This is a genomic window from Sphingomonas sp. 37zxx, assembly GCF_000786205.1.
Classification (GTDB): domain Bacteria; phylum Pseudomonadota; class Alphaproteobacteria; order Sphingomonadales; family Sphingomonadaceae; genus Sphingomonas.
Genome location: NZ_JROH01000008.1, coordinates 127,834 through 149,969, shown reverse-complemented (window position 1 = coordinate 149,969; position 22,136 = coordinate 127,834). Strand labels below are relative to the sequence as shown.

The window sequence follows — 22,136 nt, the reverse complement described above, 5'->3', positions numbered from 1 at the left end:
GCTGAGGGCTAAGCTCCCCCCTCCTCAGCGCCCTCAGCGCCTCTGCGCGAACCATCCTCCAGCCAAGCCTCCATCAACGTATGCGCGATCGCATAACGCGGCGGTGCCAGAAACCGCGCGCCTTCCGCCCCCGCCCCCGCCCCCGCCCCCGCCATCGCCGCGACCACTTCGTCGCGAGTCGCCCAGAACGCATCCTCAAGCTCGGTCGGATCGAGCGCCAGTGTGTCGTCATCGGCCATCGCGGTGCAGGCGATCATCAGCGACGACGGAAACGGCCAGGGCTGGCTGGCGACATAGCGCACGTCGCGCACCCGGACCCCGGCTTCCTCCAGCGTTTCGCGCGCCACCGCTTCCTCGATCGATTCGCCCGGCTCGACAAAGCCTGCCAGCGCCGAATAGCGCCCCTGTGGCCAGCCCGGCCCGCGCGCCAGCAACACGCGGCCGCGACATTCGGTGAGCATGATCACCACCGGGTCGGTGCGCGGGAAATGCTGTGCCCCGCATTCGCCGCACGCGCGCGCCCAGCCGCCCTTGATCGCCGTAGTAGCGGTGCCGCACACCGCGCAGCAGCGATGGCGGACATGCCAGTCGACCAGGCTGCGCGCGGCGGCATACAGCGCCATCTCATCGCGCGGCAGCGTCGCCAGCAGCCCGAAAAGCTGTGGCGGGCGCTGGCCGCTGGGCGGCGCATCGGGCGTAACGGCCGCGAAATGCGGCTTGCCCTCGATCAGCCCCAACAGCACCAGCTCGGCCCCCGGCGCTGCATCGGCAAGCGTGGTCCACACCAGCCGCCCGTCGGCAACCACCGGGTTCAGCCCGTCGAGCACCAGCAGCCGCGCGCGCCAATCGCGCATCGCCGCTGCCAGTCCCTCGCGATCGTTCCGAAGCTGGTCGGCGCGATCGATCGTCGCGCCGGTAAAACCAGGTGGGTTCATGGGCGAGCGCGACTGGCCGCCAGATCGGTGTAGACCGCGCGCACCGCGTCGGTCCGAAGCGGCCAGCGCTCCGACGGAAAATAATTGACCATCACCGTGCCGCGCACGCCGTTCTTGGGGTCGACCCAGCCATGGGTGCCGGCAGCACCGCTCCAGCCATAGGTGCCCGCCGCCGGGCCACCGCCGGGGGTATCGGCCAGTGTCACCACACCGCCCGCACCATAGCCATTGGCCTCTCCGCCGCCGCCTTTATAGGTCACACCCTTGGGCAGCAGGTTCGACATCGCCAGCATCGCGGTTTCGCGCCGCATCAGCCTTTTGCCGTCAAGCTCGCCGTAATTCTGCAGCATGTGCAGGAAACGGTCATAGTCGCGCGCCGACATCACCAGCCCCGCGCCGCCATAGGCGAACGATGGCTGGTCGAGGAACACCGAAGCCGTCGCCGGATCGCCCGGGATCAGATTGTCGCCCGCCCAGATATAATTATCGGCCAGCCGCCCGACTTGGCTGGCAGGGACGGTGAAATAGCTCGAATTCATCCCCAGCGGCTGGAAAATGCGCGTCGCGACGAAGCGATCGAACGGCACCCCCGACGCCGCCTCGATCACCGCGCCCAGCACGTCGAGGCTCATCGAATAGCTCCACACCGTCCCCGGTTCGGCGATCAGCGGCAGCGTGGCGGTGCGCTCGGCGAATTCGCGCAAGCTGGTCGGCCGCAACGGCTTCACCGCCGCTTCGAGCTGGCGGTTGGCGGCAAAGGGCACCAGGCCCAGCCGCTCATATTCCTTCAGCAATGGCCCCTTGGTGCTGATCGAATAGCCAAGCCCGGCGGTGTGCGTCAGCAACTGGCGCACCGTGATCGGCGTCGTCGCGGGTCGGCTGGCCAGGCTGTTGGCCGGATCGGTCAGCACCGTCATCGTCTTGAAACCGGGGAAGAAATCGCTGATCGGCTGGTCGAGCTTGAGCTTGCCGTCCTCGATCAGCATCATCGCTGCCATGCCGGTGATCGGCTTGGTCATCGAATAGACGCGCCACAATGTGTCGGCATTGGTCGCCGCCGCATCGGCAGCCACCGCGATCCTGCCGCGCGAGATAAAGCTGGTCGGCATGTCGCCCGCACCGATCGCCAGCACGATGCCCGGCACCTTCTTTTCGCTGACATAATTCTCGGCAAGCGCGCTGGTTGCCGGCATCGCCGGTGCAGCGGGCGGCGCTGCTTGTGCAGGGGCCGGCTGGCGCTGTGCCTGTACCGGCGGCGCGCCGTCGACCGCGCTGCACGCCACCAGCGCCATCGCGACCGAAACCAACATCGCGCGCTTCACGTTCGTCATCCGCATATCCTCCGCATCGCCTCGGCCGCCTTTTTGAAAACCGTCGGCAGTCCCGCCGAATCGAGACCGTCAACCGGCCACCATTCGCCCTCTAATGTGTCGGGATGACGACGCCACGTCCCGCTGGCAAGCGCGCAGATCAGTTCGAAATGCGTGAAGCCATGCGCGACGCTATCGTCATGCAGCCGCCAGTCGATGTCGGCGGGCGCATCGGTCAGCCCCGGCGGCGATTCGGCCCAGGGTCCGGTGGGCAATGCCAGCATCCCGCCGAGCAACCCCTTGGCGGGGCGGCGGCGCAGCAACACCTGCCCATCACATTCCAGCCAGAACATCGTCCCATGCCGCACCGGGCGCGCGCGCTTTGCCGCCTTCACCGGCAATAGCTCGGGCGCGCCCTCGTCAAAGCCCTCGCAATGTGCGCGGATCGGGCATAGCAGACAGCGCGGACTTCGCGTGGTGCAAATCCCCGATCCCAAATCCATCATCGCCTGCGCGAAATCGCCCGCGCGCGCATCGGGTGTCACGCGATCGGCGGCGGCGCGGATCAGCGGCTTGGCGGCGGGCAGCGGGGTTTGGATCGCAAACAATCGCGCGACCACGCGCTCGACATTGGCATCGACCACCACCGCCCGCCGCCCGAACGCGATCGCCGCGATGGCGGCGGCGGTATAGTCGCCGATGCCGGGGATCGTCCGCAACACCGCCTCGGTATCGGGCAATTCGCCGCCATGTTCGGCGGCGATCACCCGCGCCCCGGCAAGCAGATTACGTGCCCGCGCATAATAGCCAAGCCCCGCCCATGCCGCCATCACCTCGGCATCCTGCGCCGCCGCCAGCGCGGCAAAGGTCGGCCAGCGCGCGGTCCAGCGTTCGAAATAGGGCCGCACCGTCGCGACCTGCGTCTGTTGCAGCATCACTTCGGACAGCCACACCCGATAGGGATCGGGCGCGAGCGTTCCCGGCGGGGCGCGCCACGGCAGCGACCGGGCATTGGCGTCATACCAATCGAGCAGATCGCGCGCGACGGCGGGCAGGCGCTGCGGCGGGGACAAAGGAACCTTGGCGGACACGCCCGGCCTATGGCATGGACATTCGCGATGGCGAAGACACCGCGTACCACCTCGAGCACGAGGCAACCGATCCAGCCGCCGCCGCGCTCAAACCGCGCGCGGCCGGTCGCCGATCTGCTGCCACAGGTGGGCGGTGCCGCGTTCAAGCGATTCGGTTTCGTCCAGTCCGCCGTGGTCAGCCGCTGGCACGAAATCGTCGGCGATCGCTATGCCCGCGTTTCGGCCCCCGAATCGATCCGCTTTCCCCACGGCAAGCGCGCCGAGGGGGTGCTGACGCTCACCGTCGGCGGGGCGCACGCCACGATGATGCAGCATATCGCGCCCGAGATCATCGAGCGCGTAAACCGCTTTTTCGGCTATGCCGCCGTCGCCAAATTGGTGTTCCGCCAGGGCGAAATCCGCCGCCCCACCCGTCCCGTCGCGCGCCCGCCGCGCGCCCCGGTCCCAGCCGATCTCGGCGATTCGCTGCGCGACATCGCCGATCCTGAGTTAAAGGCGGTGCTCGAGGCGCTGGCATCGGGCCTCGCTGAACCCCGCTCGATCCCCATATTGGGAAAAATAAGCTGATGCGCCCCTATCTGATCGTCCTTGCGCTGCTGTTTGGCGCACTGCTTACCGGCTCGAGCCAGGCCCAGAGCCAGCGCGACTGGCGCACCGCCATCCGCCAGACCACCGACGGGGCCTATGTCATCGGCAACCCCGCCGCGAAGGTGAAGCTGGTCGAATATCTCAGCTACACCTGTCCGCATTGCGCGGCGTTCGTCGCCGAATCGAAGCCCGAATTGCTCGACGGCATGGTCCGGCGCGGCAGCGTCAGCGTCGAGCTGCGCCATGCGGTGCGCGACGGGCTCGATCTGTCGGCGGCGATGCTGGTGCGCTGCACCGGCCCCGCCAATTTCGTCGCCTCGCATAACGCCGTCTTCGCCGGGCAGGATGCGATGCTGGCCAAGGCCCAGGCCTATCGCCCCGCGCCCAACACGCCCGAGGCCACGCAACTGCTCGGTCTAGCCGATGCGACCGGGCTGACCGCGCTGGTCCGCCCGCGCCTAAAGACCCAGCCGCAAGCCTGCCTTGCCGCCACCGCCGATCGCACCAAATTGATCGCGATGGCCGAGGCGGCGTTCGCCAAGATTCAGGGCACCCCCAGCTTCGAAGTCAACGGCACTTTGGTGCCCGGCAACGATTGGGCAAGCCTCAAACCGCGCCTGCTCGCCGCCGGTGCCCGCTGACATTCTTTTCAGGAGACCCGTTTTCCATGCGTAACACCCTCACCCCCATTCTCACGCTCGCCTCCTTGGCCCTGCTCGCCGCGTGCAACGGCGCTGACAGCGGATCGAACACCAGCGCGCCTGCCGCGCCGGTTGCCGCCGCACCCGCCCCTGCCGGCCAGAATTGGACCGAAACCGTGAGCGAAACCCCTGAGGGCGGCTATCGCATGGGCAATCCCGATGCGGCGGTGAAGCTGGTCGAATATGGCTCGCGCACCTGCCCCGCCTGCGCCGCCTTCGCGCGCGACGGCTTCGATCCGCTGACCAAGCTCGTCGAAAGCGGCAAGGTTTCGTTCGAATTCCGCGACTTCCTGATCCACGGCGCGCCCGATCTCGCCTCGGCGGTGCTTGGCCGCTGCGGCGGCACCGCGCCCTTCTTCCCGATGCTCGAACAGATGTACGCTGACCAGTCGGCAACGCTCGACCGGTTGCAGAACATCTCGCCCGCCGTGCAGCAGCAAATGCAGTCGCTGCCGCCGCAGGACCAGATCGGCGCGATCGCGCAAGCGGCTGGCTATGTCGATTTCGTCAAGCAGCGCGGCATTTCGGAAGCGCAGGCCAAGACCTGCCTCGCCGACACCGCATTGGTCGACAAATTGGTAAAGACCACCGAGTCGGCCACCGAAGTTCAGGGTACCCCCAGCTTCTTCATCAACGGCGAGCGGGTCGAAAATGCCGTAAGCTGGCAACAGGTCGAAGCGGCACTGAAGAACGCGGGGGCGTAATCGCGATTGGGTGGGTCTTCCTTCAGCCCCCCTCGCTCCGTCATTCCCGTGCAGGCGGGAATGACGGTGCGCTATGGCCCGCGTGAGCAAGCCTGAATGCGGATCACCCGCCTCCGCCTGACCGGCTTCAAAAGCTTCGTCGATCCCTCCGACCTGCGGATCGAACCCGGCCTTACCGGCATCGTCGGCCCCAATGGCTGCGGCAAGTCGAACCTGCTTGAGGCGCTTCGCTGGGCGATGGGCGAAAGCTCGGCGCGGTCGCTGCGCGGTGCCGGAATGGAGGACGTCATCTTCGCGGGCACCGCCACCCGCCCCGCCCGCGACTTCGCCGAAGTCGCGCTGCATGCGCAAGGGGTGGGCGAGGATGACGAGGTCGAAGTCGTCCGCCGGATCGAACGCGGCGCAGGCTCGGCTTATCGGATCAACGGCCGCGACGTCCGCGCCAGGGATGTCGGCCTGTTATTCGCCGATTCGGCGACCGGCGCACATTCGCCCGCTCTGGTCAGCCAGGGGCGGATCGGCGCGATCATCGCCGCGCGCCCCGCCGAGCGGCGCGCGATGCTCGAGGAAGCCGCAGGGATTGCCGGACTCCACGTCCGCCGCAAGGATGCCGAGCAACGGCTGCGCGCGACCGAGGCCAATCTGCTTCGCCTCGACGAACTGATCGCCGATCAGGACGCGCGCGCCGCCGCACTCAAACGCCAGGCGCGCCAGGCGCAGCGTTATCGCGCGCTGTCGGAGCAAATCCGTACTGCCGAGGGGCGGATGATCTTCGCGCGCTGGCGCGACGCCGCCGCCGCCGCCGATCTCGCCAAGCGCGAAGCTGCCGAGGCCGAAACGCTGGTCATCGACCGCGCCGAGGCACAGCGCGCCGCCGCCGCCTATCAGACCGCCGCCACCACGACGCTCGGCGAAGCGCGCACCGCCGCACAAACCGCGCGCGATGCCGCCACCGGGGCCGGCCACCGGCTCGACACGCTGCGCACCGAACAGGCCACGATCGCCCAGCGGCTGGCTGAATTGCGCGCCAGCGCGCAGCGGCTGACCGGCGACCGCACCCGCGAAGGCACGCTCGCCAGCGACGCCGCCGAAGCGATCGCGCGCCTCGCCGCCGAACGCGAAACGCTCGATGCGCGGATTGCCGAGACGGCGGAACGAATCCCCACGCTCGACACCACGCTCGCGCAAGCCGAACGCCAAGCGCGCGATGCCGAAGTCGCGCTCGCCCAGGCACTTTCGGCGCAGGCGCAAGAAGCAGCCGAGGTTCGCGTCGCCCAAGCCGCGCTCGCCGCCGCCCGCGCCCGCCTCGATCGCGCCACCCGCGACCGCGCGCGCATCGCCGCCGAGGCACAGGCGCTCGGCGACGCCGCCCCGCTCCATGCCGAGCGCACCCGCGCCGCCGATGCCCGCGCCCAGGCCGCCCGTCACGCCGAAGCCGCGCGCGCCGCGCTGGCGCAGGCCGATGCAGAGGAACGCGGCGCGATCGACACCCGCGGCCGCGCGCAATCGGCTCGGGCATCGGCGCATGCCGAACTAGCCGCGCTCGACAGCGAATCCGCCGCGCTCGCCAAGGCGACCCGCCCCACCGGGCGCGTGCGCCTGCTAGATTCGGTGGCTCCTGCACCGGGCTATGAACGCGCGCTCGCCGCCGCGCTCGGCGACGATCTCGAAGCCGGGCTAGACGCCACCGCCGAACGCTGGTGGGCCGGGGCCGACATCGACGCCGCCGATCCGCCGCCCCCGCAGGGCACGACGCCGCTCGCCGCGCATGTCGAAGCACCCCCAGCCCTCTCGCGCCGCCTCGCGCAGATCCTCGTCGCCGACACCGACAGCGGCCAGCAGCTCGCGGTCGGCCAGCGGCTGGTGACCTTGAGCGGCGTACTTCGCCGCTGGGACGGCTATGTCGCCAAAAGCGGCGGTGCAGCGGCTGCCGAACGGCTCGAGAGGATCAGCCGGCTGCGCGCGATCGCGGCGCTGCGCCCCGCCGCCCTCCGCGCGGTCGACAGCGCCGATAGCGAACTCGCGCGGATCGAGGCGGTCATCGCCGAATCGCGCCGCGCCGCCGCCGATGCTCGCCGCGTGCTCGACCAGTCCGACCGCACCGAACGCGAAATGGCGCGCGCCGAGGATCGCGCCGCGGGCCAGCTCGAACGCCTCGACGCACAGCGCGCTGATCTCGATTCGCGCGGCCAGCGAGTCGAAGCCGATCTCCACGAGGCCCAGGGCGAGGCAACCCATGCCGCCCAGGCGATCACCGCGCTCCCCGATGGCACCGCCACCCGCGAAGCCGTCGCGAAACTATCGGGCGAAGCCGAATCACGCCGCGCCGCCGCCGCGAACGCTCGCGCCGAACGCGCCACGCTAGACCGCGCGCTGACGCAGGACCGCGAACGCCAAGCCGTCGCTACCGCCGAAGCCAAAGGCTGGCGCGCCCGCGCGGGCGAAGCCGCACGCCGGATCGCCGACCTCGACAAGCGCGCCGCCGACCTTGCACAGGAAACGGCAACGCTCGCCGACAAACCCGTCGCGCTCGCGCTGGCGATCGACGAGGCCACCATCGCCGCCGTGACCACGCGCGCGCAGGCAGAAACCCTCGCCACCGCCGAACGCGCCGCCGAAGCCGCGCTCCGCCTTACCGAAGATACCGCACGCCACGCCGCCGAAGCCCTGAGCGAAGCGCGCGAACGCCGCGCCGGCGCTGCCGCCCGCGCCGAAAACCAGCAATTGCGCCGCGTCGAACTCGGCCGCGTCTCGGGCGAGCGCTTCGAATGCCCGCCGCCCTTGCTCCCCGAGCGCGCAGGCTTCGCCTCGGCCAGCGTCGGCACCCCCGCCGACGAAGCCGCCGCGCACGACCGGCTGGTCGCCGAACGCGAGCGGATCGGCGCGGTCAATCTGATCGCCGACAGCGAACTCGCCGAGCTCGAAACCGAAAGCGCCAATAACGCCCGCCAGCGCGCCGAACTCGGCGAAGCCGTCGCGCGGCTGCGCGGCTCGATCGGCACGCTCAACCGCGAGGGACGGCAGCGGCTGCTCGCGGCGTTCGAGGCGGTCGACGGCCATTTCCGCCGGCTGTTCGCCACGCTGTTCGACGGCGGCGAGGCGCATCTCGAACTCATCGATTCGGACGATCCGCTCGAAGCCGGGCTGGAGATCATGGCGCAGCCGCCGGGCAAGAAGCTGCAATCGCTCACGCTGCTGTCGGGCGGCGAACAGGCGCTCACCGCCGTCGCGCTGATCTTCGGGCTGTTCCTCACCAATCCCGCGCCGATCTGCGTCCTCGACGAAGTCGACGCCCCGCTCGACGATGCCAATATCGATCGCTTCTGCGACTTGCTCGAGGTGATGACTCGCGAAACCGACACCCGCTATCTGATCGTCACCCATAATGCCGCGACGATGAGCCGTATGCACCGGTTGTTCGGCGTCACGATGGTCGAACGCGGGGTATCGCGGCTGGTATCGGTCGATCTCGGCAGCGCCGAGGGGCTGCTTGCGGCGGAGTAACCTGCCGGTGTGGTGATAAGAGCGGTCGCTCTTGCTGCAAGCGTTGCGGCAGATGGGTCGTTGCTAAAAGGTTTTCACGCGAAGGCGCAGAGATTTTTCGCGCAGAGGCGCAGAGAACGCGGAGAGAGAGAAGCCGCTGTCGAGCATACCATAGCGTCGATAGCCCAGGATCGCTTCCCTACCTCCGCGCACTCTGCGCCGCGGCGCGACCCTCTATCTTCTTCGTGGCTTCGCGCCTTTGCGTGCAATCACTGCCTCACCCCACCCGCACCCACAGCGCCGTCGCATCGTCACATCGCTTGAAGCGCGGAAAGCGCACGCACGCAGCATCCTCGGCCTCGATCCCGCGCAATTCGCACGCCAGCGCCGCCAGCCCGCGCGCCTCGACCGCCGCCATCAGCCCCTCGCCGTCATAAGCACCATAAGCATCGACCAGCGCCGAAAACCCGTCGCTCATCAGCAACGCCATGTCGCCGCGCGCCAGCGGCAGGCGCGCGCTGGTCAGCACCGTCTGCGATCGCCCGGCATCGACGCCCAGCACCCGCCGACCGGGCCGGCCCCGCGCCGCGCGGCGATCGGCGGTGACCAACGGCGCGCGCTGCTTGGCCGCGCCGATACCGACGCCCAGCGCCGCCGCCTGCGCGCGCTCGCCCGATCGGTCGGGGGCCGCGCCGATCCAGCGCACCGTGTCGCCATGCCGAAGCAATCCCGCGCAATCGCCGATCCAGCCGCAATCGAGCTGATCGCCGACGATCGACGCCGCCAGCATCGATCCGCTCGGCAATTCCCACGCGCCTTCGGGTTCGCGGCGATGCTCGCTGCGATAGCGCCGCTCGATCACCGCGAACACATCGCTACACACCCGCGCAACCGATCCCGGTGCCACCGCGGCAAACGCCGCATCGGCCACGCTCGCCAGCCACGCCGCGCCGCCGCGCTCACCAAGTAGCCCCGGCGGTCCCAGATCGGTTGCCCCGTCGATCATCCAGGCCAGGGTGTCGCCGCATCCGGCACGGTCGTCATTGGGGGTGGCGGCATCGCCGGCCAGGCCGATCGACTGGAGCAGATCGAAGTGCATGAATGTAAAGGTAGCGCGCAAAGATGACAGTTCCGCTTCTTGCCAGCTTTGTGCCCATCGCCGCTGCACCAACAGCATAGGCCCGACGATCAGCCAAAAAAAAGGCCCGGCGAACCACCGGGCCTTTCCATAGTTATTACGCTCAACCCTGGGGCGGCGTGGTGGTCGGTGTTTCGCCGGGGGTTTCCGCATCGGTCGATGGCGAATTGTCGAGGCTCGTAGGATCGGTCGGCATCGTCGAATCGGTCGTCGTGTCGGGCATCGAATCGGGCATCGTCGGATCGGTCGGGGTGGTCTGGCGCTCCATCGCCTGATCCACCGTACTGCCTTCCATCGTCTGGCCGGGCGCAGTCTGCATTGGGGCAGTCTGCATTGGCGTGGTTTGGGCAATTGCTGCGGTCGAACCGCAAAGGATCATCATGCTTGCTAGGATCTTGGTACGCATTGTTGCTCTCCGTGGTTGAAAACGGTGAGCATAGAACGGCGCGATCGGGCTTTGGTCGCACGTCGAAATTCAGTTCGTCTTTGATTTAGCTCAGTCTTGCGATGACCAGGGCATCACTTCAGCCGCACTGAGCCCGATGCAACAATTTTTGATCCGCGAGCACTAACGCGACCATCGCCTCGACTACCGGCACCCCGCGAATGCCGACGCACGGGTCATGCCGCCCGCGCGTCGCGATCTCGGCGGCGTTGCCCTCGCGGTCGATCGTCTCGACCGGGGTGAGGATCGAACTGGTCGGCTTGAACGCCGCACGCACGCGGATCGGCTGGCCGGTCGCTATGCCCCCCGCAATCCCGCCCGCGTGGTTCGCAAGGAAGGTCGGCGCACCGGCGCCGGGGCGCATCGCATCGGCATTGTCCTCGCCGCGCAGCGCCGCCGCGGCAAAACCGTCGCCGATCTCAACGCCCTTCACCGCGTTGATCGACATGATGCCGCTCGCCAATTCGCTGTCGAGCTTGGCATAGAGCGGCGCGCCCCAGCCCGCGGGCACCCCCGTCGCCTCGCACGCGATCACCGCGCCCAGCGACGATCCCGCCTTGCGCGCCTCGTCGACCAGCCGCTCCCAGCGCTTGGCCGCCTCGGGATCGGGGCAGAAGAACGGGTTGCGGCCGATCTCGCCGGCGTCGAACCGCGCCGGATCGATCGCGTCGCCGCCGATCGCCTCGACCCAGGCGGTGATCGTCACCTCTGGGATCACCAGCCGCGCCACTGCGCCCGCCGCCACCCGCATCGCGGTCTCGCGCGCGGAAGATCGCCCGCCGCCGCGATGGTCGCGAAAGCCGTATTTGGCGTCATAGGCATAATCGGCATGGCCGGGGCGATACGCCTTGGCGACCTCCGAATAATCCTTCGATCGCTGGTCGACATTCTCGATCATCAGGCTGATCGGCGTGCCGGTGCTGCGCCCTTCGAACACCCCCGACAGGATACGCACCGCATCGGGCTCCTGCCGCTGCGTCGTGAAGCGCGACGTCCCCGGCCGGCGCTTGTCGAGGAAGGGCTGGAGATCGGCTTCGCTGAGCGCGATCCCCGGCGGGCAGCCATCAACGACCGCGCCGATCGCGGGGCCGTGTGATTCGCCCCAGGTGGTGAACCGGAATACCCGGCCGAAACTATTGTAGCTCATGCGGCGTAACGCGGCGCCTGATCCATGTCCCCCCGCCCGGCGAGCAACCCGGCGATCGAAATATCCTCGTCGATCTCGTCCCAATGCAACCCGCTGGGGCTGATCCAGGCCTTGGCGCGGTCGGCAGGCAGCGCATTCAGCAGCCGCGGATACCAGGCAAGCGGTACGCCCAGGGTCCGTCCGTCGCTCAGATGCACCCACATCTGGTCGTCGTCGAACTCAACTTTGGTCGCCTGTACCGAAATGCTCATGCCACGCGCTCACGATCTCCTCTCGCCGCGCGGCCACTGCGCGATGAGCCATCGCTGGGTTCGAGCGTCGAAGCCGTTGGTATAGGCGATCACTACCTCTGGATAAAGCCATAGCTTGGCATCGCCTGTGCCCCGCTCAAGCCAACGCGATATCCGGTGCGTCCTCGGCCTTCATCCCGATCACGTTGTAACCGGCATCGACATGGTGGATCTCGCCGGTCACGCCGCTCGCCAGGTCGCTGCACAGATACAGCCCCGCGCCGCCGACATCCTCGATCGTCACGTTGCGGCGAAGCGGCGCGTTCAGCTCGTTCCATTTGAGGATATAGCGGAAATCGCCGATCCCGCTTGCCGCCAGCGTGCGGATCGGCCCCGCCGAGATCGCGTTTACGCGGATGTTGCGCGGCCCCAGGTCCATCGCGAGGTACTTCACCGACATGTCGAGCGCGGCCTTGGCCACCCCCATGACATTATAATGCGGCACGACCTTTTCCGAGCCGTAATAGGTCAATGTCACCAGCGATCCGCCATTGGGCATCATCGCCTGCGCGCGCTGCGCGATCGCGGTGAAGGAATAGACGCTGATGTTCATCGTCATCAGGAAATTGTCGAGGCTGGTGTCGTAATAGGCACCGCGCAGCTCGTTCTTGTCCGAAAAGCCGATCGCGTGGACGACGAAGTCGATCGTGTCCCAGCGTTCCTTGAGCGTTTCGAACGCGCGATCGAGCGCGGCCATGTCCGACACGTCGCAATCGAACAGGAAATCCGATCCCAATTGCGCCGCCAGCGGCTTCACCCGCTTGGCCAGCGCCTCGCCCTGATAGCTGAAGGCAAGCTCCGCCCCGGCTTCGGCAAGCTGCTTGGCAATGCCCCAAGCCAGTGACCGTTCATTGGCGAGCCCCATGATGAGCCCGCGTTTACCCTGCATCAATCCAGTCACGGCGCGACCGCCTCCTCGTCGTTTGGCGCGTCCTCTAGCCCGGTTTCGGGCACTTCCGCCAGTGCGGCATTCAGCTCGGCCCCGATCACCAGTCCAAGCCCGATGATGAAGAAGAAGATCAGCGCGATCATCACCCCCGCCAGGCTGCCATAAGTGCGGTCGTAATTGCCCAGCAACCCCAGCGTCGGCGGGAGCAGCGCGGTGGTGGCGTTCCACCAGATCGCCACCAGCAACGGGCCGGGCCATTTGGGACATTTCGACCAGCGCCACTGCGCGGGCGTCAGGGAATAGAACAGCATGTACAGCGCCCCGAACAGCGCGATCGCCGGCGCGATCTTGCTGAGCGACACGATCCGCGCGGCATCGGATGCAAAGGGCAGCAACTGCGCGATAAAGGTTTCGGCACCCGTCAGGATCACCTGCGAGCTGAATGCCAGCATCACCAGGATCACCGATGCCAGGATCAGCCCCACCGATCCCAGCCGATATTCCCAAAAGGGGCGCGACATGGTGACGCCGTAAGCGCGGCGCAGGATCAGCCGCACCGTTTCGACAAAGCTCGCCGTGGTCCACAGCCCGACGATCACACCGAACCACACCAGCGATCCCGCGCGCGCGGCGAGCACATCGGTGATCGGCTGTTGCAGCAATCGCGCGACATCGGGCGGCACGGTTCGCAAAAAGGCATCGAGCGCCTGCACCCCATCGCCGGTGCGGCCGAATAGCTGCGCGATCGACGCCGCGACGATGAAAAAAGGAAACAGCGTCAGCAGCGACAGATAGGCAAGATTGCCCGCATGCATGAAACCATCGTCGAACGTGCCCATCGCGACGCGCTTGGTCACTTCGATGAAACGCTGATGGATGCCCAGCGATTCGAGCCGGTGCCGCACCCCGCTTTTGGCGCGGGCTTCGGGGGTATATTGCGGCGGGGGAACCTCAGTCACCGCGACAGGCCCTCACCCTTCCGGCGCAGGCGCGACAGGGTGAGGGCCTGTCCCCAAATCTCAAACCCCCAGCCGCGCGCGCGGATCGCCCTTGTCGCGACCCTCCCATTCCTCGACGAACGCGGCGAGCGCTGCATCGTCGGCGGGCAGGTCGATCATCAGCGTCACCAGTTCGTCGCCGCGCCCGCCGGTCTTCTTGTGGAATCCGCGCCCCTTGATCCGCAGCGTCTTGCCCGATGTCGAACCCTTGGGCACCGTCAGCATCACCGCGCCATCGGGGGTGGGCACGCGCACCGGCCCGCCCAGCACCGCCTCGGCCAGGCTCACCGGCAGATCGAGCCGTATGTCGTCGCCATCGCGGGTAAAGAATCGGTGCGGCTGCACCTCGATCGTCACGATCGCATCGCCGGCACTGCCCGCCCCCGGCTGGCCCTTGCCCGCCAGCCGCATCTGGGTGCCGTTTTCGACCCCGGCGGGCAGCTTCAGGTCGATCGTCTTGCCGTCGCCCAGCGTGATGCGCTGCGGTGCCAGCGTCGCCGCATCGGCAAAGGGCACCGCCAGCCGATAGGCCGCATTCGCCCCCTTGGCCGGCGGCGGCCGCCGACCGAATCCGCCCGAAAAACCGCCCCCGCCCCCGCCGCCGCCGGTGCGCCCGCCGAACAGTCCTTCGAATATATCGCCGATATCGCCATCGCTGCCGCCGCCGAAATCGGGCCGAAACCCGCCGCCGCCATTGCCCTGGCCGAACGGCCCCGCGCCGAACGGCGACGTCGGATTGCCGTCACCATCGATCTCGCCGCGATCGAAGCGCGCGCGCTTGTCCTTGTCGGTCAGCAGGTCATAGGCCTGCGTCACCTTGCCGAAGCGTTCGGTGGCGGCGGGATTGTCCTTGTTGCGGTCGGGATGCAGTTGCTTTGCTAGCGTGCGATACGCCTTCTTGATTTCATCGGCGCTCGCACCGCGCGAAACGCCCAGGGCTGCATAAGGATCGGCCACGTATTTTCCCGTCTGTTGGTCGCTGCCTTAAATGGGCGAAGCATGGCGGATTCGCAAACCCTCCGCTCGATCGTTGTTGCATGGGCGATACCGCCCTATCGCCGGGGCTGTCCTACAGCGGGCTCGTTGCGCTAAAGGGTGATATGCCGCATCAACGCGCTCCCGCCCGCCCTTGCTTGCGCCGCCGCCATGCGCCGACCGCGGAAATGGGCAACCCAGGGGGTACGTACTGTAGCTTTTGTAGCTTTCCGAGGGCGAATCACCCATGAATACGGCCACCGCCGCCTCCCCGATCGCCACCTTCAGCACCTGGCTGGACGAGGCACGCGCCAGCGAACCAAACGACCCGACCGCGATGGCGCTCGCCACCGCCGATGCCGCCGGTCGCCCCTCGGTGCGGATGGTGCTGCTCAAGGGGCATGATGATCGCGGCTTCGTCTTCTACACCAATCGCGGCAGCCGAAAGGCCGGCGAGCTCAAGGAAAACGCCACCGCCGCCTTGCTCTTTCACTGGAAAAGCCTTCGTCGCCAGGTTCGGGTCGAGGGGCATGTCGAATGGGTGAGCGATGCCGAATCGGACGCCTATTTCGCCAGCCGCAGTCGCGATTCACAGCTCGGTGCCTGGGCCAGCGACCAGTCGCGCCCGCTCGCCGATCGCGCCACCTTCGAAGCACGGTTCGAGGAAGTGAAGGCACGCTTCGACGGCACCGACGTGCCGCGCCCGCCATTCTGGGGCGGCTATCGCGTCGTGCCTGCGCGGATCGAATTGTGGAACGATCGCGCCCACCGGCTGCACGAACGCCACCTGTTCCAGCGCTCGGGCGACGGCTGGAGCGAAGGCATGCTGTACCCATGACGATCGAGGAGCGCCGCCGCTTCATTCCGCTGGCGATGCGCGCCGCACTGGCGAGCGTCGCCATGGCGATGTTCCTCCTCGCGCTCAAAGCGTTCGCCGCCTGGCACACCGGCTCGGTCGCGATGCTCGGCAGCCTGGCCGATACCGGGCTCGATCTGCTCGCCAGCCTGGTAACATTGTACGGCGTCAAGCTCGCCGGCGAACCCGCCGACCACGATCATCGCTTCGGCCATGGCAAGGCAGAGGCGCTGGCGGCACTGTTCCAGGTGGCGCTCATCACCGCATCGGCGCTGGCGATCGGCTGGCGCGCGATCCTGGCGCTACAGTCGCCGCAGCGCACCGCCGACGCCGAATTCGGCATCGGCGTATCGGTCATCGCGATCGCCGCCACCGCGCTGTTGTTGCTGTATCAGCGCCGCGTGATCCACCGCACCGGATCGGTCGCGATCATGGCCGACAACATGCATTATCAATCCGACGTGCTGCTCAACGCCGCCGTCATCGGGGCGCTCGCGCTCGATCAGTTCGCCGGCGTCACCTGGGCCGATCCGGTGTTCGGCATCGCGATCGCGCTGTGGCTCGGCTGGGGGGCGTTCAAGGCATCGTCGAACGCGATCGACCAGTTGATGGACAAGGAATGGCCAGAGGCCCAGCGCGCCGCTTTCATCGAAGTCGCCGCGCGCCAGCCCGGGCTGATGGGGATTCACGATTTCCGCACCCGCCGATCGGGCGCGCATGAATTCGCGCAATTCCACATGGAGGTCGATCCCGCGCTCACCGTCGCCGCCGCGCACAACATCGTCGAAAATGTCGAGCGCGCGCTGCGGCACAGCCACCCCAAGGTCGAGGTGTTGATCCATCTCGATCCGCAGGGGCATGTCGATACCGACAATCCGTTGGTCGAGGCCGACGTCACCCCCCATTGGTTCGGGAAACGCATGTGAAACTGCCTTTCGCCCAGATCGACGCCTTTGCCACCCGCCCCTTTGCCGGCAACCAGGCGGCGGTGATTTTGCTCGATGCCTGGCTCGACGATCCGGTGCTCCAGGCGATCGCCGCCGAGAATAATCTCAGCGAAACCGCCTTCCTGGTGCCCGACCGCAACGAACAGGCCGATTATCTGCTGCGCTGGTTCACCCCGACAGTGGAGGTCGCGCTGTGCGGCCACGCCACGCTGGCGTCGGGGCATTATGTGCTGAACCACACCGATTTCCACCGCGAATGGGTGCGCTTCTTGACTCGCAAGGCGGGTGTGCTCGAAGTGCGCGAGGATGATCACGGCCTCGCCATGGCGCTGCCCGCCTATCCGCCCGAAAGCGTCGACATGACGCCGATGGTCAAGGCGCTCGGCGTCAGTCGCCCGGTCGATAGCTTGTGGCACCCCAATGGCTATGGCGTCATCGTGCTGGCGGATGAAGCCGCGGTGCTGGCGGTTCAGCCCGATTTCACAGCGCTCGCGGCGATCGGCGACACGCTCAACATCGTCACCGCCCCCGGCGATACGGCCGATGTGGTCAGCCGGGTCTTCGCGCCTGCCGCCGGCATCGACGAAGACCCCGTCACCGGCGGCGCACATGCGGTGATCGCTCCCTATTGGGCCAAGCGCCTGAAGCGCAACCGTTTCACCGCGCTCCAGGCCAGCCAGCGCGGCGGCCGGATCGACTGCGAAGTCGACGGCGCGCGCGTGATCCTGCGCGGCACCTGCGTCACGGTGATCGAGGGGAGTTTCTTCCTATGACGCGCGTTCTTGCTTTTTTCGCCAATATTGCCTAAGTTTTGCTGGTCAACGACAAGGCTTGCCTTGCATACGAACCCCGGCCGCTGTCACGGTCGGGGTTCATTCGTTTGGGGGACGCACTGTCATACGCCCCCCGCCCGTCGTGCTACTTGTCGCGTGCCACTTCGACGACCTTCAGGATGAGGGTCGCAAAGGCGAACAACACGCCAAGGAAGATGCACAAGTCTGTCAACGACATGGCTTACTCCTTGCAATGCCGACGAATGTATCGGCAGCCGAAGCATATCACGGTCTTTACGGGAAAAAGAACGAAACGTGTCCGCGCTTCACGCTGCAGCGGCGATGCCGGCCCCCTCGGTCTCGGCGATCCATCCGCCACCGAGGACGCGCTCGCCGGCATAGAACACCGCCGCCTGCCCCGGCGCGACGCCATATTCGGGGGCATCGAACACCACCTGGTCGCCTTCGAGCCGTGCTGGAACCGGCTTGGCCATCGACCGCACCTTTGCGGTCAGCGGCCCGCGATGGTCGCCGCCCAGCCAGTTCATCCCCTCGATCCGCGCCGCCGCCACCGCCAGCGCAGCGCGCGGCCCCACCAGCACGCGCTTGGTCTCGGGGTCGAGCCGGACGACATACAGCGGTTCGGTGAGCCCGCCGATCTCGAGCCCGCGCCGCTGGCCGACGGTATAGTTGACCAGCCCGCGATGCTCACCCAACACCCGCCCGTCGAGATGGACGATCTCGCCCACCGCCGCCGCCTGCGGCCGCAGCTTGCGGACCAGCGACGCATAATCGCCATCGGGGACGAAGCAGATGTCCTGGCTGTCGGGCTTGCCCGCCACCCCCAGCCCCATTTCGGCGGCCATCTCGCGCACCGCCGCCTTGGGCAGACCGCCCAGCGGAAAGCGCAGGAAATCCAGCTGCGCGCTGGTGGTGGCGAACAGGAAATAACTCTGGTCGCGCGCCGGATCGACCGCGCGGTGGAGTTCGGGGCCGCCCTCGCCAATCACCCGCTGGACATAATGGCCGGTCGCCAGCGCATCGGCCCCCAGGTCGCGCGCCATCTTGAACAGGTCGGTGAATTTCGGCCCCATGTTGCACTTTACGCAGGGGATCGGGGTGCGCCCGGCCAGATAGCTGTCGGCGAAATCGTCGATCACCTGTTCGCGAAACGACGATTCATGGTCGAACACATAATGCGCGATCCCCAGCCGGTCGCACACGGCGCGGGCATCACGAATGTCGCGCCCGGCGCAGCAACTGCCCGCGCGCCCCACCGCCTCGCCATGATCGTACAACTGCAGCGTGACGCCGATCGTTTCGGCCCCCGATCGCGCGGCAAGGGCGGCAACCACCGAGCTGTCGACGCCGCCTGACATGGCAACGACGATGCGCGGCGTGCGATTTGGCGTATCGCCAAGCTGGAAATCGGCTTCGATCATCGGTCCGTCACATAAGGTGTGCGGTTCGTCGATGCAAAACGCGCCTTTACCTGAACTTCAACAATAGCCGCTAGCCAAGTCGCATGATCGGGTTATCGTCATGGATCTGAGCTTCACGCGGTTCGACCGGGCCGTCATCGCCACACCCTTGCCCAGCGGCCTGGCGGTGCTGCTGGCGGCGGCGACCGGGCGGCAGGCGGGCAGCGTCACGGCCAGATTGCAGGCCCGATTAGTGCTGCAACCTAAGACGGGCACCACCTCGGTGCCGGTCGAAGGAGCGTTCAACACCGCTACGGCAACGGCGTTGGCGCATGATTTCAGGAGATGAAGACAAAATTTACCTTGGGATTTCAGTCGATCTTCAAAAGCTTGATGTACCTAGTGGCGATGTTGACGGCGGCTCCCCGCCCCGATCGAGGTTGAGTATGATTGAAAACCAAAAAATCAGGCCGGCAAAGGTTATTGGACCGCTCGGTGAGCCGCTGACGCTCGATACGCTGCCGCCGCCCAGCACCACGCGCTGGGTCGTGCGCCGCAAGGCCGAGGTTGTGGCTGCGGTGAACGGCGGCCTGTTGACGGTCGATGAGGTTTGCGAACGCTACAACCTGACGGTCGAGGAATTTGCGAGCTGGCAACGGGCGATCGATCGGTCGGGGATGCCGGGGCTTCGGGTGACACGGATTCAGCATTATCGCTCGCTGTACGAACGTCAGACCAAATTCTGAGCCGTCGGATCGCTGTGTAGCTCGAAACCAATGGCCCCAGCGGCCAAATGCAAGTCGTGAAAAAGTTCCGCTGACGCTGTCAAAACGTAGCCGGAACATTATTTGATGTCGCTCGTCTCTACCCCCGGTCCGTCTGGCTTATTTCCAGGCGATAACGGAGGGAATTTGAGATGATCGGCTTTATCATATGGCTTATCGTCGGCGGCGTCGTCGGCTGGCTTGCAAGCCTGGTGATGCGCACCGACGCGCAGCAGGGTGTGCTGTTGAACATCGTCGTCGGCATCGTCGGCGCGTTCATCGCCGGCCTGATCTTCAACAACGGTTCGATCAATGAAGGCATCACTATGACGACGTTCCTGACGTCGCTGGTCGGTGCGATCATTCTGCTGGCGATCGTCAACCTGGTCCGCCGCGGCCGCGTTCGCTAATTCGGCGGTGCTGTTGCAGGAAAGGGCCGCCCCGGCGGGGCGGCCCTTTTTCGTTACCCGCTCAGCGAAGCGCGAAACGAACGTTCAGCGATATTTCCACCGCCTGCTCGCCAGGCGCGATCTTGGTCCGCGCATCTGATTCCATCCGCGCGCTCTGCATCATCACCGGCATCGGCTCTGCCATCCGATCGCTTTCGCTGATCGATACGATCCGATCCACCCGCAGTCCGGCTGCCCTTGCATATAGCTCGGCCCGCGCCCGCGCCCGCTTCACCGCGTCGGTGCGCGCCTCGTCCATCGCGGCGTCGGGCTCGGCCAGCGTCAAATTAGGGCCATCGATCTGATTGGCCCCCGCTTTCACCAGCGCGTCTAGGATCGCCCCGCTCTTGGCAATGTCGCGAAAGCGGATGTTGACCCGGTTGGATGCTTGATAGCCGGTAAGGATCGGCGGCTGGTTCTCGCCATAGCGATATTGCGGGCTCAGCGTCATCGATGCGGTCTGGACATCGCGATCAGCCACGCCCGCGCGCTTCACCGCAGCGAGCACCTGCGCCATCGCCGCCGCATTTGCAGTCATCGCCTCACTGGCGGTCGGAGCCTGAGTCACCACGCCAGCACCGATCATCGCCAGATCGGGCACGCGAATCGTGCGCCCCTCGGCAACCACGTCGAGCAGCGTAACGTCGGCGGGGACCGCATGGACGGGCATAGGGGCAGTAAGCTGCGCCTGCGCAGCGGTGGGCACGTACGCCGCGCCCAGAAGTGCAGCGCTGAGGATCATGGTTCGCAACTTTCGTCTCCAATCTGGTGGTGTCTGCGACAAGCTGATGCCCTATCGCTGGCCAACCTTAGCTGAACAAATAGGTTCCGCCTCGAAACAACGATCGAACAGCGGGTGATGGTCACGAAGCCGTGGCGCACACGGCATTCACTTGCGAAATCTTTCGATAACAGGCAATTCGCCGCAACGAAATCGGTAGCTTGAGACCGGTGAGTTATTTCTGTAATACAGCGCAAGGTGGCCAGCTGATTCCACGACGGAATCGGTCGGCAACGAGTGCCAAGGGGTGGATGCATGCAGTACGAAAGTTCGACGATCGAGAGTGACGGGCGATTGCTGCCCGGCGAGGTCGTCGGGCCCAGGCGTCGGGGCTGGGTTATCGCCGCCATCGTTTTGGCGATCGCCATTGCGGCGGCGGCTTGGTTTTTCGTGGGTCGCTCTGGCGATGCCGCCGCCGACAAGGCCGCTCCCGCCGGTGGCAGTGGGCAGATTCCAACGGTGACGGTCGCGGTTCCCGGTCGGCAGACGATCCAGACGATCTTGTCGGGTACCGGAACACTGGCGGCACGGCGCGAAATGCCGATCGGTGTCGTCGGTGAGGGCGGAGTGGTCACCCGCGTGCTGGTCGAACCCGGCGACATGGTTCGCGCCGGCCAGATACTGGCCACGGTCGATCGGTCGGTTCAGACCCAGACCGCGCAGTCGCTTGCCGCAGGCGTCGAGGTTGCCCGCGCCGATGCGCGGATCGCGCAGACCGAACTCGATCGCGCAGCACAGTTGGTCGAGCGCGGTTTTGTGTCGAAGGCTGATGTCGATCGCCGCACCGCCACGCGCGATGCCGCGCGCGCGCGCGTCAGTGTCGCGGAAGCGCAGTTGGCCGAGGCGCGGGCGCGGAACCAGCGGCTCGACATTCGGGCGCCGGCTGCCGGCCTGGTCCTCGATCGTGCGGTCGAACCTGGCCAGATCGTCAGCGGCGGCCAGGCAGTGTTGTTTCGCATCGCGATGAACGGCGAGATGGAAATGCGCGCGCAGATGAGCGAGAACGATCTGGCGCGCATTAGAATCGGCGTTCCCGCCGACGTCACCCCCGTCGGCACCGATCTGACGATCAAGGGTGAAGTGTGGCAGGTGTCGCCGGTGATCGATCCGCAGACCCGCCAAGGTATCGCGCGCATCGCCCTGCCGTTCAACCGCGCACTGCGGCCCGGCGGCTTTGCCAGCGCCAACATTACCGCCGGCGGATCGGTGGCACCCTTGCTGCCCGAATCGGCGGTCATGAGCGACAACCAGGGCAATTACGTCTATGTGCTGAACGATAAGCAAGAAACGACGCGCCGGTCGGTGACGATTGGCGAGGTTTCGGATCGCGGCGTTTCGATTATGCAGGGACTAGAAGGCAATGAGCGGGTGGTATTGTCGGCCGGCGGGTTCCTGACGCCGGGGCAGAAGGTGAACCCCGAACTGACCACGCTCCAGCGATAGGCGACAAT

The 22,136-nt window shown here is 66.8% G+C and carries 23 protein-coding genes; 11 read left to right on the top strand and 12 right to left on the bottom strand.

Annotated elements, in window-relative coordinates; translation table 11 throughout:
• Positions 1-8 precede the first annotated feature (8 nt).
• Genes nudC through mutY form a run of 3 tightly spaced genes read right to left on the bottom strand, consistent with a single transcriptional unit; the run spans position 9 to position 3,336 of the window.
• Positions 9-935, bottom strand: a complete 927-nt coding sequence (gene nudC / locus QU44_RS05410; RefSeq protein ID WP_033920681.1) for an NAD(+) diphosphatase — start codon at positions 933-935, stop codon at positions 9-11.
• Positions 932-2,266, bottom strand: a complete 1,335-nt coding sequence (locus QU44_RS05405) for a serine hydrolase domain-containing protein (protein WP_231621624.1) — start codon at positions 2,264-2,266, stop codon at positions 932-934. Before QU44_RS05405 ends, nudC begins: the two co-directional genes overlap by 4 nt.
• The gene (gene mutY, locus QU44_RS05400; protein WP_231621623.1) at positions 2,263-3,336 is read right to left on the bottom strand and encodes an A/G-specific adenine glycosylase; all 1,074 of its coding nucleotides are present in this window, start codon (positions 3,334-3,336) and stop codon (positions 2,263-2,265) included. Before mutY ends, QU44_RS05405 begins: the two co-directional genes overlap by 4 nt.
• Positions 3,337-3,363: 27 nt before the next feature.
• Here mutY and QU44_RS05395 point away from each other — a divergent pair, with 27 nt between their 5' ends.
• The 4 genes from QU44_RS05395 to smc all read left to right on the top strand — a co-directional run bounded on the left by QU44_RS05395 (position 3,364) and on the right by smc (position 8,833).
• A complete protein-coding gene (locus QU44_RS05395; RefSeq protein WP_156140948.1) occupies positions 3,364-3,903 on the top strand; it encodes a DUF721 domain-containing protein in 540 nt (179 codons plus the stop codon).
• Complete coding sequence (locus QU44_RS05390; RefSeq protein WP_052134354.1) at positions 3,903-4,565, top strand: DsbA family protein; 663 nt, start codon at positions 3,903-3,905, stop codon at positions 4,563-4,565. Before QU44_RS05395 ends, QU44_RS05390 begins: the two co-directional genes overlap by 1 nt.
• 26 nt (positions 4,566-4,591) lie before the next feature.
• Complete coding sequence (locus QU44_RS05385) at positions 4,592-5,329, top strand: DsbA family protein (protein WP_033920679.1); 738 nt, start codon at positions 4,592-4,594, stop codon at positions 5,327-5,329.
• Between the two features lie 96 nt (positions 5,330-5,425).
• Positions 5,426-8,833, top strand: a complete 3,408-nt coding sequence (gene smc / locus QU44_RS05380) for a chromosome segregation protein SMC (RefSeq protein ID WP_033920678.1) — start codon at positions 5,426-5,428, stop codon at positions 8,831-8,833.
• Positions 8,834-9,089: 256 nt separating this feature from the next.
• Here the strand turns inward: smc and QU44_RS05375 are convergent, their stop codons facing one another.
• The 7 genes from QU44_RS05375 to QU44_RS05345 form a co-directional block, all read right to left on the bottom strand.
• The gene (locus QU44_RS05375) at positions 9,090-9,911 is read right to left on the bottom strand and encodes a hypothetical protein (protein WP_033920761.1); all 822 of its coding nucleotides are present in this window, start codon (positions 9,909-9,911) and stop codon (positions 9,090-9,092) included.
• 142 nt (positions 9,912-10,053) lie between these two features.
• Positions 10,054-10,269 carry a hypothetical protein gene (locus tag QU44_RS05370; protein ID WP_033920677.1) on the bottom strand — a complete coding sequence of 72 codons (216 nt, stop codon included), beginning with the start codon at positions 10,267-10,269 and terminating at the stop codon, positions 10,054-10,056.
• A gap of 205 nt (positions 10,270-10,474) precedes the next feature.
• Positions 10,475-11,542: a chorismate synthase gene (gene aroC / locus QU44_RS05365; RefSeq protein WP_033920676.1), complete on the bottom strand. Its 1,068-nt coding sequence runs from the start codon at positions 11,540-11,542 to the stop codon at positions 10,475-10,477.
• Positions 11,539-11,793, bottom strand: a complete 255-nt coding sequence (locus QU44_RS05360) for a DUF2442 domain-containing protein (RefSeq protein WP_197054248.1) — start codon at positions 11,791-11,793, stop codon at positions 11,539-11,541. The genes aroC and QU44_RS05360 overlap by 4 nt, the downstream gene beginning before the upstream one ends.
• Positions 11,794-11,929: 136 nt before the next feature.
• Positions 11,930-12,733 (bottom strand): enoyl-ACP reductase FabI, encoded by an 804-nt coding sequence (gene fabI / locus QU44_RS05355; RefSeq protein ID WP_033920675.1) that lies wholly within the window; start codon positions 12,731-12,733, stop codon positions 11,930-11,932.
• Positions 12,730-13,680, bottom strand: a complete 951-nt coding sequence (locus tag QU44_RS05350; RefSeq protein WP_033920674.1) for a YhjD/YihY/BrkB family envelope integrity protein — start codon at positions 13,678-13,680, stop codon at positions 12,730-12,732. Before QU44_RS05350 ends, fabI begins: the two co-directional genes overlap by 4 nt.
• Positions 13,681-13,740: 60 nt before the next feature.
• Entirely contained in the window at positions 13,741-14,676 is a 936-nt protein-coding gene (locus tag QU44_RS05345) for a DnaJ C-terminal domain-containing protein (RefSeq protein ID WP_033920673.1), read from the bottom strand.
• Positions 14,677-14,941: 265 nt separating this feature from the next.
• Between QU44_RS05345 and pdxH the strand changes: the two genes are divergently transcribed.
• From pdxH to QU44_RS05330, 3 genes are read left to right on the top strand one after another with little or no spacing between them, the layout of a single operon-like run.
• Positions 14,942-15,532, top strand: coding sequence for a pyridoxamine 5'-phosphate oxidase (gene pdxH / locus QU44_RS05340; protein WP_033920672.1), 591 nt, complete (start codon positions 14,942-14,944; stop codon positions 15,530-15,532).
• Positions 15,529-16,476 (top strand): cation diffusion facilitator family transporter, encoded by a 948-nt coding sequence (locus tag QU44_RS05335; RefSeq protein ID WP_033920671.1) that lies wholly within the window; start codon positions 15,529-15,531, stop codon positions 16,474-16,476. Before pdxH ends, QU44_RS05335 begins: the two co-directional genes overlap by 4 nt.
• Positions 16,473-17,270: a PhzF family phenazine biosynthesis protein gene (locus QU44_RS05330; RefSeq protein WP_033920670.1), complete on the top strand. Its 798-nt coding sequence runs from the start codon at positions 16,473-16,475 to the stop codon at positions 17,268-17,270. The genes QU44_RS05335 and QU44_RS05330 overlap by 4 nt, the downstream gene beginning before the upstream one ends.
• 326 nt (positions 17,271-17,596) lie before the next feature.
• Here QU44_RS05330 and mnmA read toward each other — a convergent pair whose 3' ends face one another.
• The gene (gene mnmA, locus QU44_RS05325) at positions 17,597-18,712 is read right to left on the bottom strand and encodes a tRNA 2-thiouridine(34) synthase MnmA (RefSeq protein WP_033920669.1); all 1,116 of its coding nucleotides are present in this window, start codon (positions 18,710-18,712) and stop codon (positions 17,597-17,599) included.
• Positions 18,713-18,812: 100 nt separating this feature from the next.
• Between mnmA and QU44_RS05320 the strand changes: the two genes are divergently transcribed.
• The 3 genes from QU44_RS05320 (at position 18,813) to QU44_RS05310 (ending at position 19,865) form a co-directional block, all read left to right on the top strand.
• Positions 18,813-19,040, top strand: a complete 228-nt coding sequence (locus QU44_RS05320) for a hypothetical protein (protein ID WP_033920668.1) — start codon at positions 18,813-18,815, stop codon at positions 19,038-19,040.
• A gap of 97 nt (positions 19,041-19,137) precedes the next feature.
• Positions 19,138-19,437, top strand: a complete 300-nt coding sequence (sciP, locus tag QU44_RS05315) for a CtrA inhibitor SciP (protein ID WP_033920667.1) — start codon at positions 19,138-19,140, stop codon at positions 19,435-19,437.
• A gap of 173 nt (positions 19,438-19,610) precedes the next feature.
• Positions 19,611-19,865, top strand: a complete 255-nt coding sequence (locus QU44_RS05310; RefSeq protein WP_033920758.1) for a GlsB/YeaQ/YmgE family stress response membrane protein — start codon at positions 19,611-19,613, stop codon at positions 19,863-19,865.
• Between the two features lie 61 nt (positions 19,866-19,926).
• Here the strand turns inward: QU44_RS05310 and QU44_RS05305 are convergent, their stop codons facing one another.
• Positions 19,927-20,646, bottom strand: a complete 720-nt coding sequence (locus QU44_RS05305) for an SIMPL domain-containing protein (RefSeq protein ID WP_033920666.1) — start codon at positions 20,644-20,646, stop codon at positions 19,927-19,929.
• Positions 20,647-20,940: 294 nt separating this feature from the next.
• Here QU44_RS05305 and QU44_RS05300 point away from each other — a divergent pair, with 294 nt between their 5' ends.
• Positions 20,941-22,128, top strand: coding sequence for an efflux RND transporter periplasmic adaptor subunit (locus QU44_RS05300; RefSeq protein WP_033920665.1), 1,188 nt, complete (start codon positions 20,941-20,943; stop codon positions 22,126-22,128).
• The last annotated feature ends 8 nt before the right edge of the window (positions 22,129-22,136 follow it).

Excerpts from the sequence above, each read along its gene's own strand:
- QU44_RS05405 (WP_231621624.1), bottom strand. The coding sequence starts at position 2,266 with ATGACGAACGTGAAGCGCGCGATGTTGGTTTCGGTCGCGATGGCGCTG.
- smc (WP_033920678.1), top strand. The coding sequence starts at position 5,426 with ATGCGGATCACCCGCCTCCGCCTGACCGGCTTCAAAAGCTTCGTCGAT.
- QU44_RS05395 (WP_156140948.1), top strand. The coding sequence starts at position 3,364 with ATGGCGAAGACACCGCGTACCACCTCGAGCACGAGGCAACCGATCCAG.
- QU44_RS05360 (WP_197054248.1), bottom strand. The coding sequence starts at position 11,793 with ATGAGCATTTCGGTACAGGCGACCAAAGTTGAGTTCGACGACGACCAG.
- QU44_RS05385 (WP_033920679.1), top strand. The coding sequence starts at position 4,592 with ATGCGTAACACCCTCACCCCCATTCTCACGCTCGCCTCCTTGGCCCTG.
- aroC (WP_033920676.1), bottom strand. The coding sequence starts at position 11,542 with ATGAGCTACAATAGTTTCGGCCGGGTATTCCGGTTCACCACCTGGGGC.
- QU44_RS05370 (WP_033920677.1), bottom strand. The coding sequence starts at position 10,269 with ATGCAGACTGCGCCCGGCCAGACGATGGAAGGCAGTACGGTGGATCAG.
- QU44_RS05390 (WP_052134354.1), top strand. The coding sequence starts at position 3,903 with ATGCGCCCCTATCTGATCGTCCTTGCGCTGCTGTTTGGCGCACTGCTT.
- QU44_RS05335 (WP_033920671.1), top strand. The coding sequence starts at position 15,529 with ATGACGATCGAGGAGCGCCGCCGCTTCATTCCGCTGGCGATGCGCGCC.
- QU44_RS05300 (WP_033920665.1), top strand. The coding sequence starts at position 20,941 with ATGCAGTACGAAAGTTCGACGATCGAGAGTGACGGGCGATTGCTGCCC.
- QU44_RS05375 (WP_033920761.1), bottom strand. The coding sequence starts at position 9,911 with ATGCACTTCGATCTGCTCCAGTCGATCGGCCTGGCCGGCGATGCCGCC.
- QU44_RS05305 (WP_033920666.1), bottom strand. The coding sequence starts at position 20,646 with ATGATCCTCAGCGCTGCACTTCTGGGCGCGGCGTACGTGCCCACCGCT.
- sciP (WP_033920667.1), top strand. The coding sequence starts at position 19,138 with ATGATTGAAAACCAAAAAATCAGGCCGGCAAAGGTTATTGGACCGCTC.
- pdxH (WP_033920672.1), top strand. The coding sequence starts at position 14,942 with ATGAATACGGCCACCGCCGCCTCCCCGATCGCCACCTTCAGCACCTGG.
- nudC (WP_033920681.1), bottom strand. The coding sequence starts at position 935 with ATGAACCCACCTGGTTTTACCGGCGCGACGATCGATCGCGCCGACCAG.
- QU44_RS05320 (WP_033920668.1), top strand. The coding sequence starts at position 18,813 with ATGGATCTGAGCTTCACGCGGTTCGACCGGGCCGTCATCGCCACACCC.
- mnmA (WP_033920669.1), bottom strand. The coding sequence starts at position 18,712 with ATGATCGAAGCCGATTTCCAGCTTGGCGATACGCCAAATCGCACGCCG.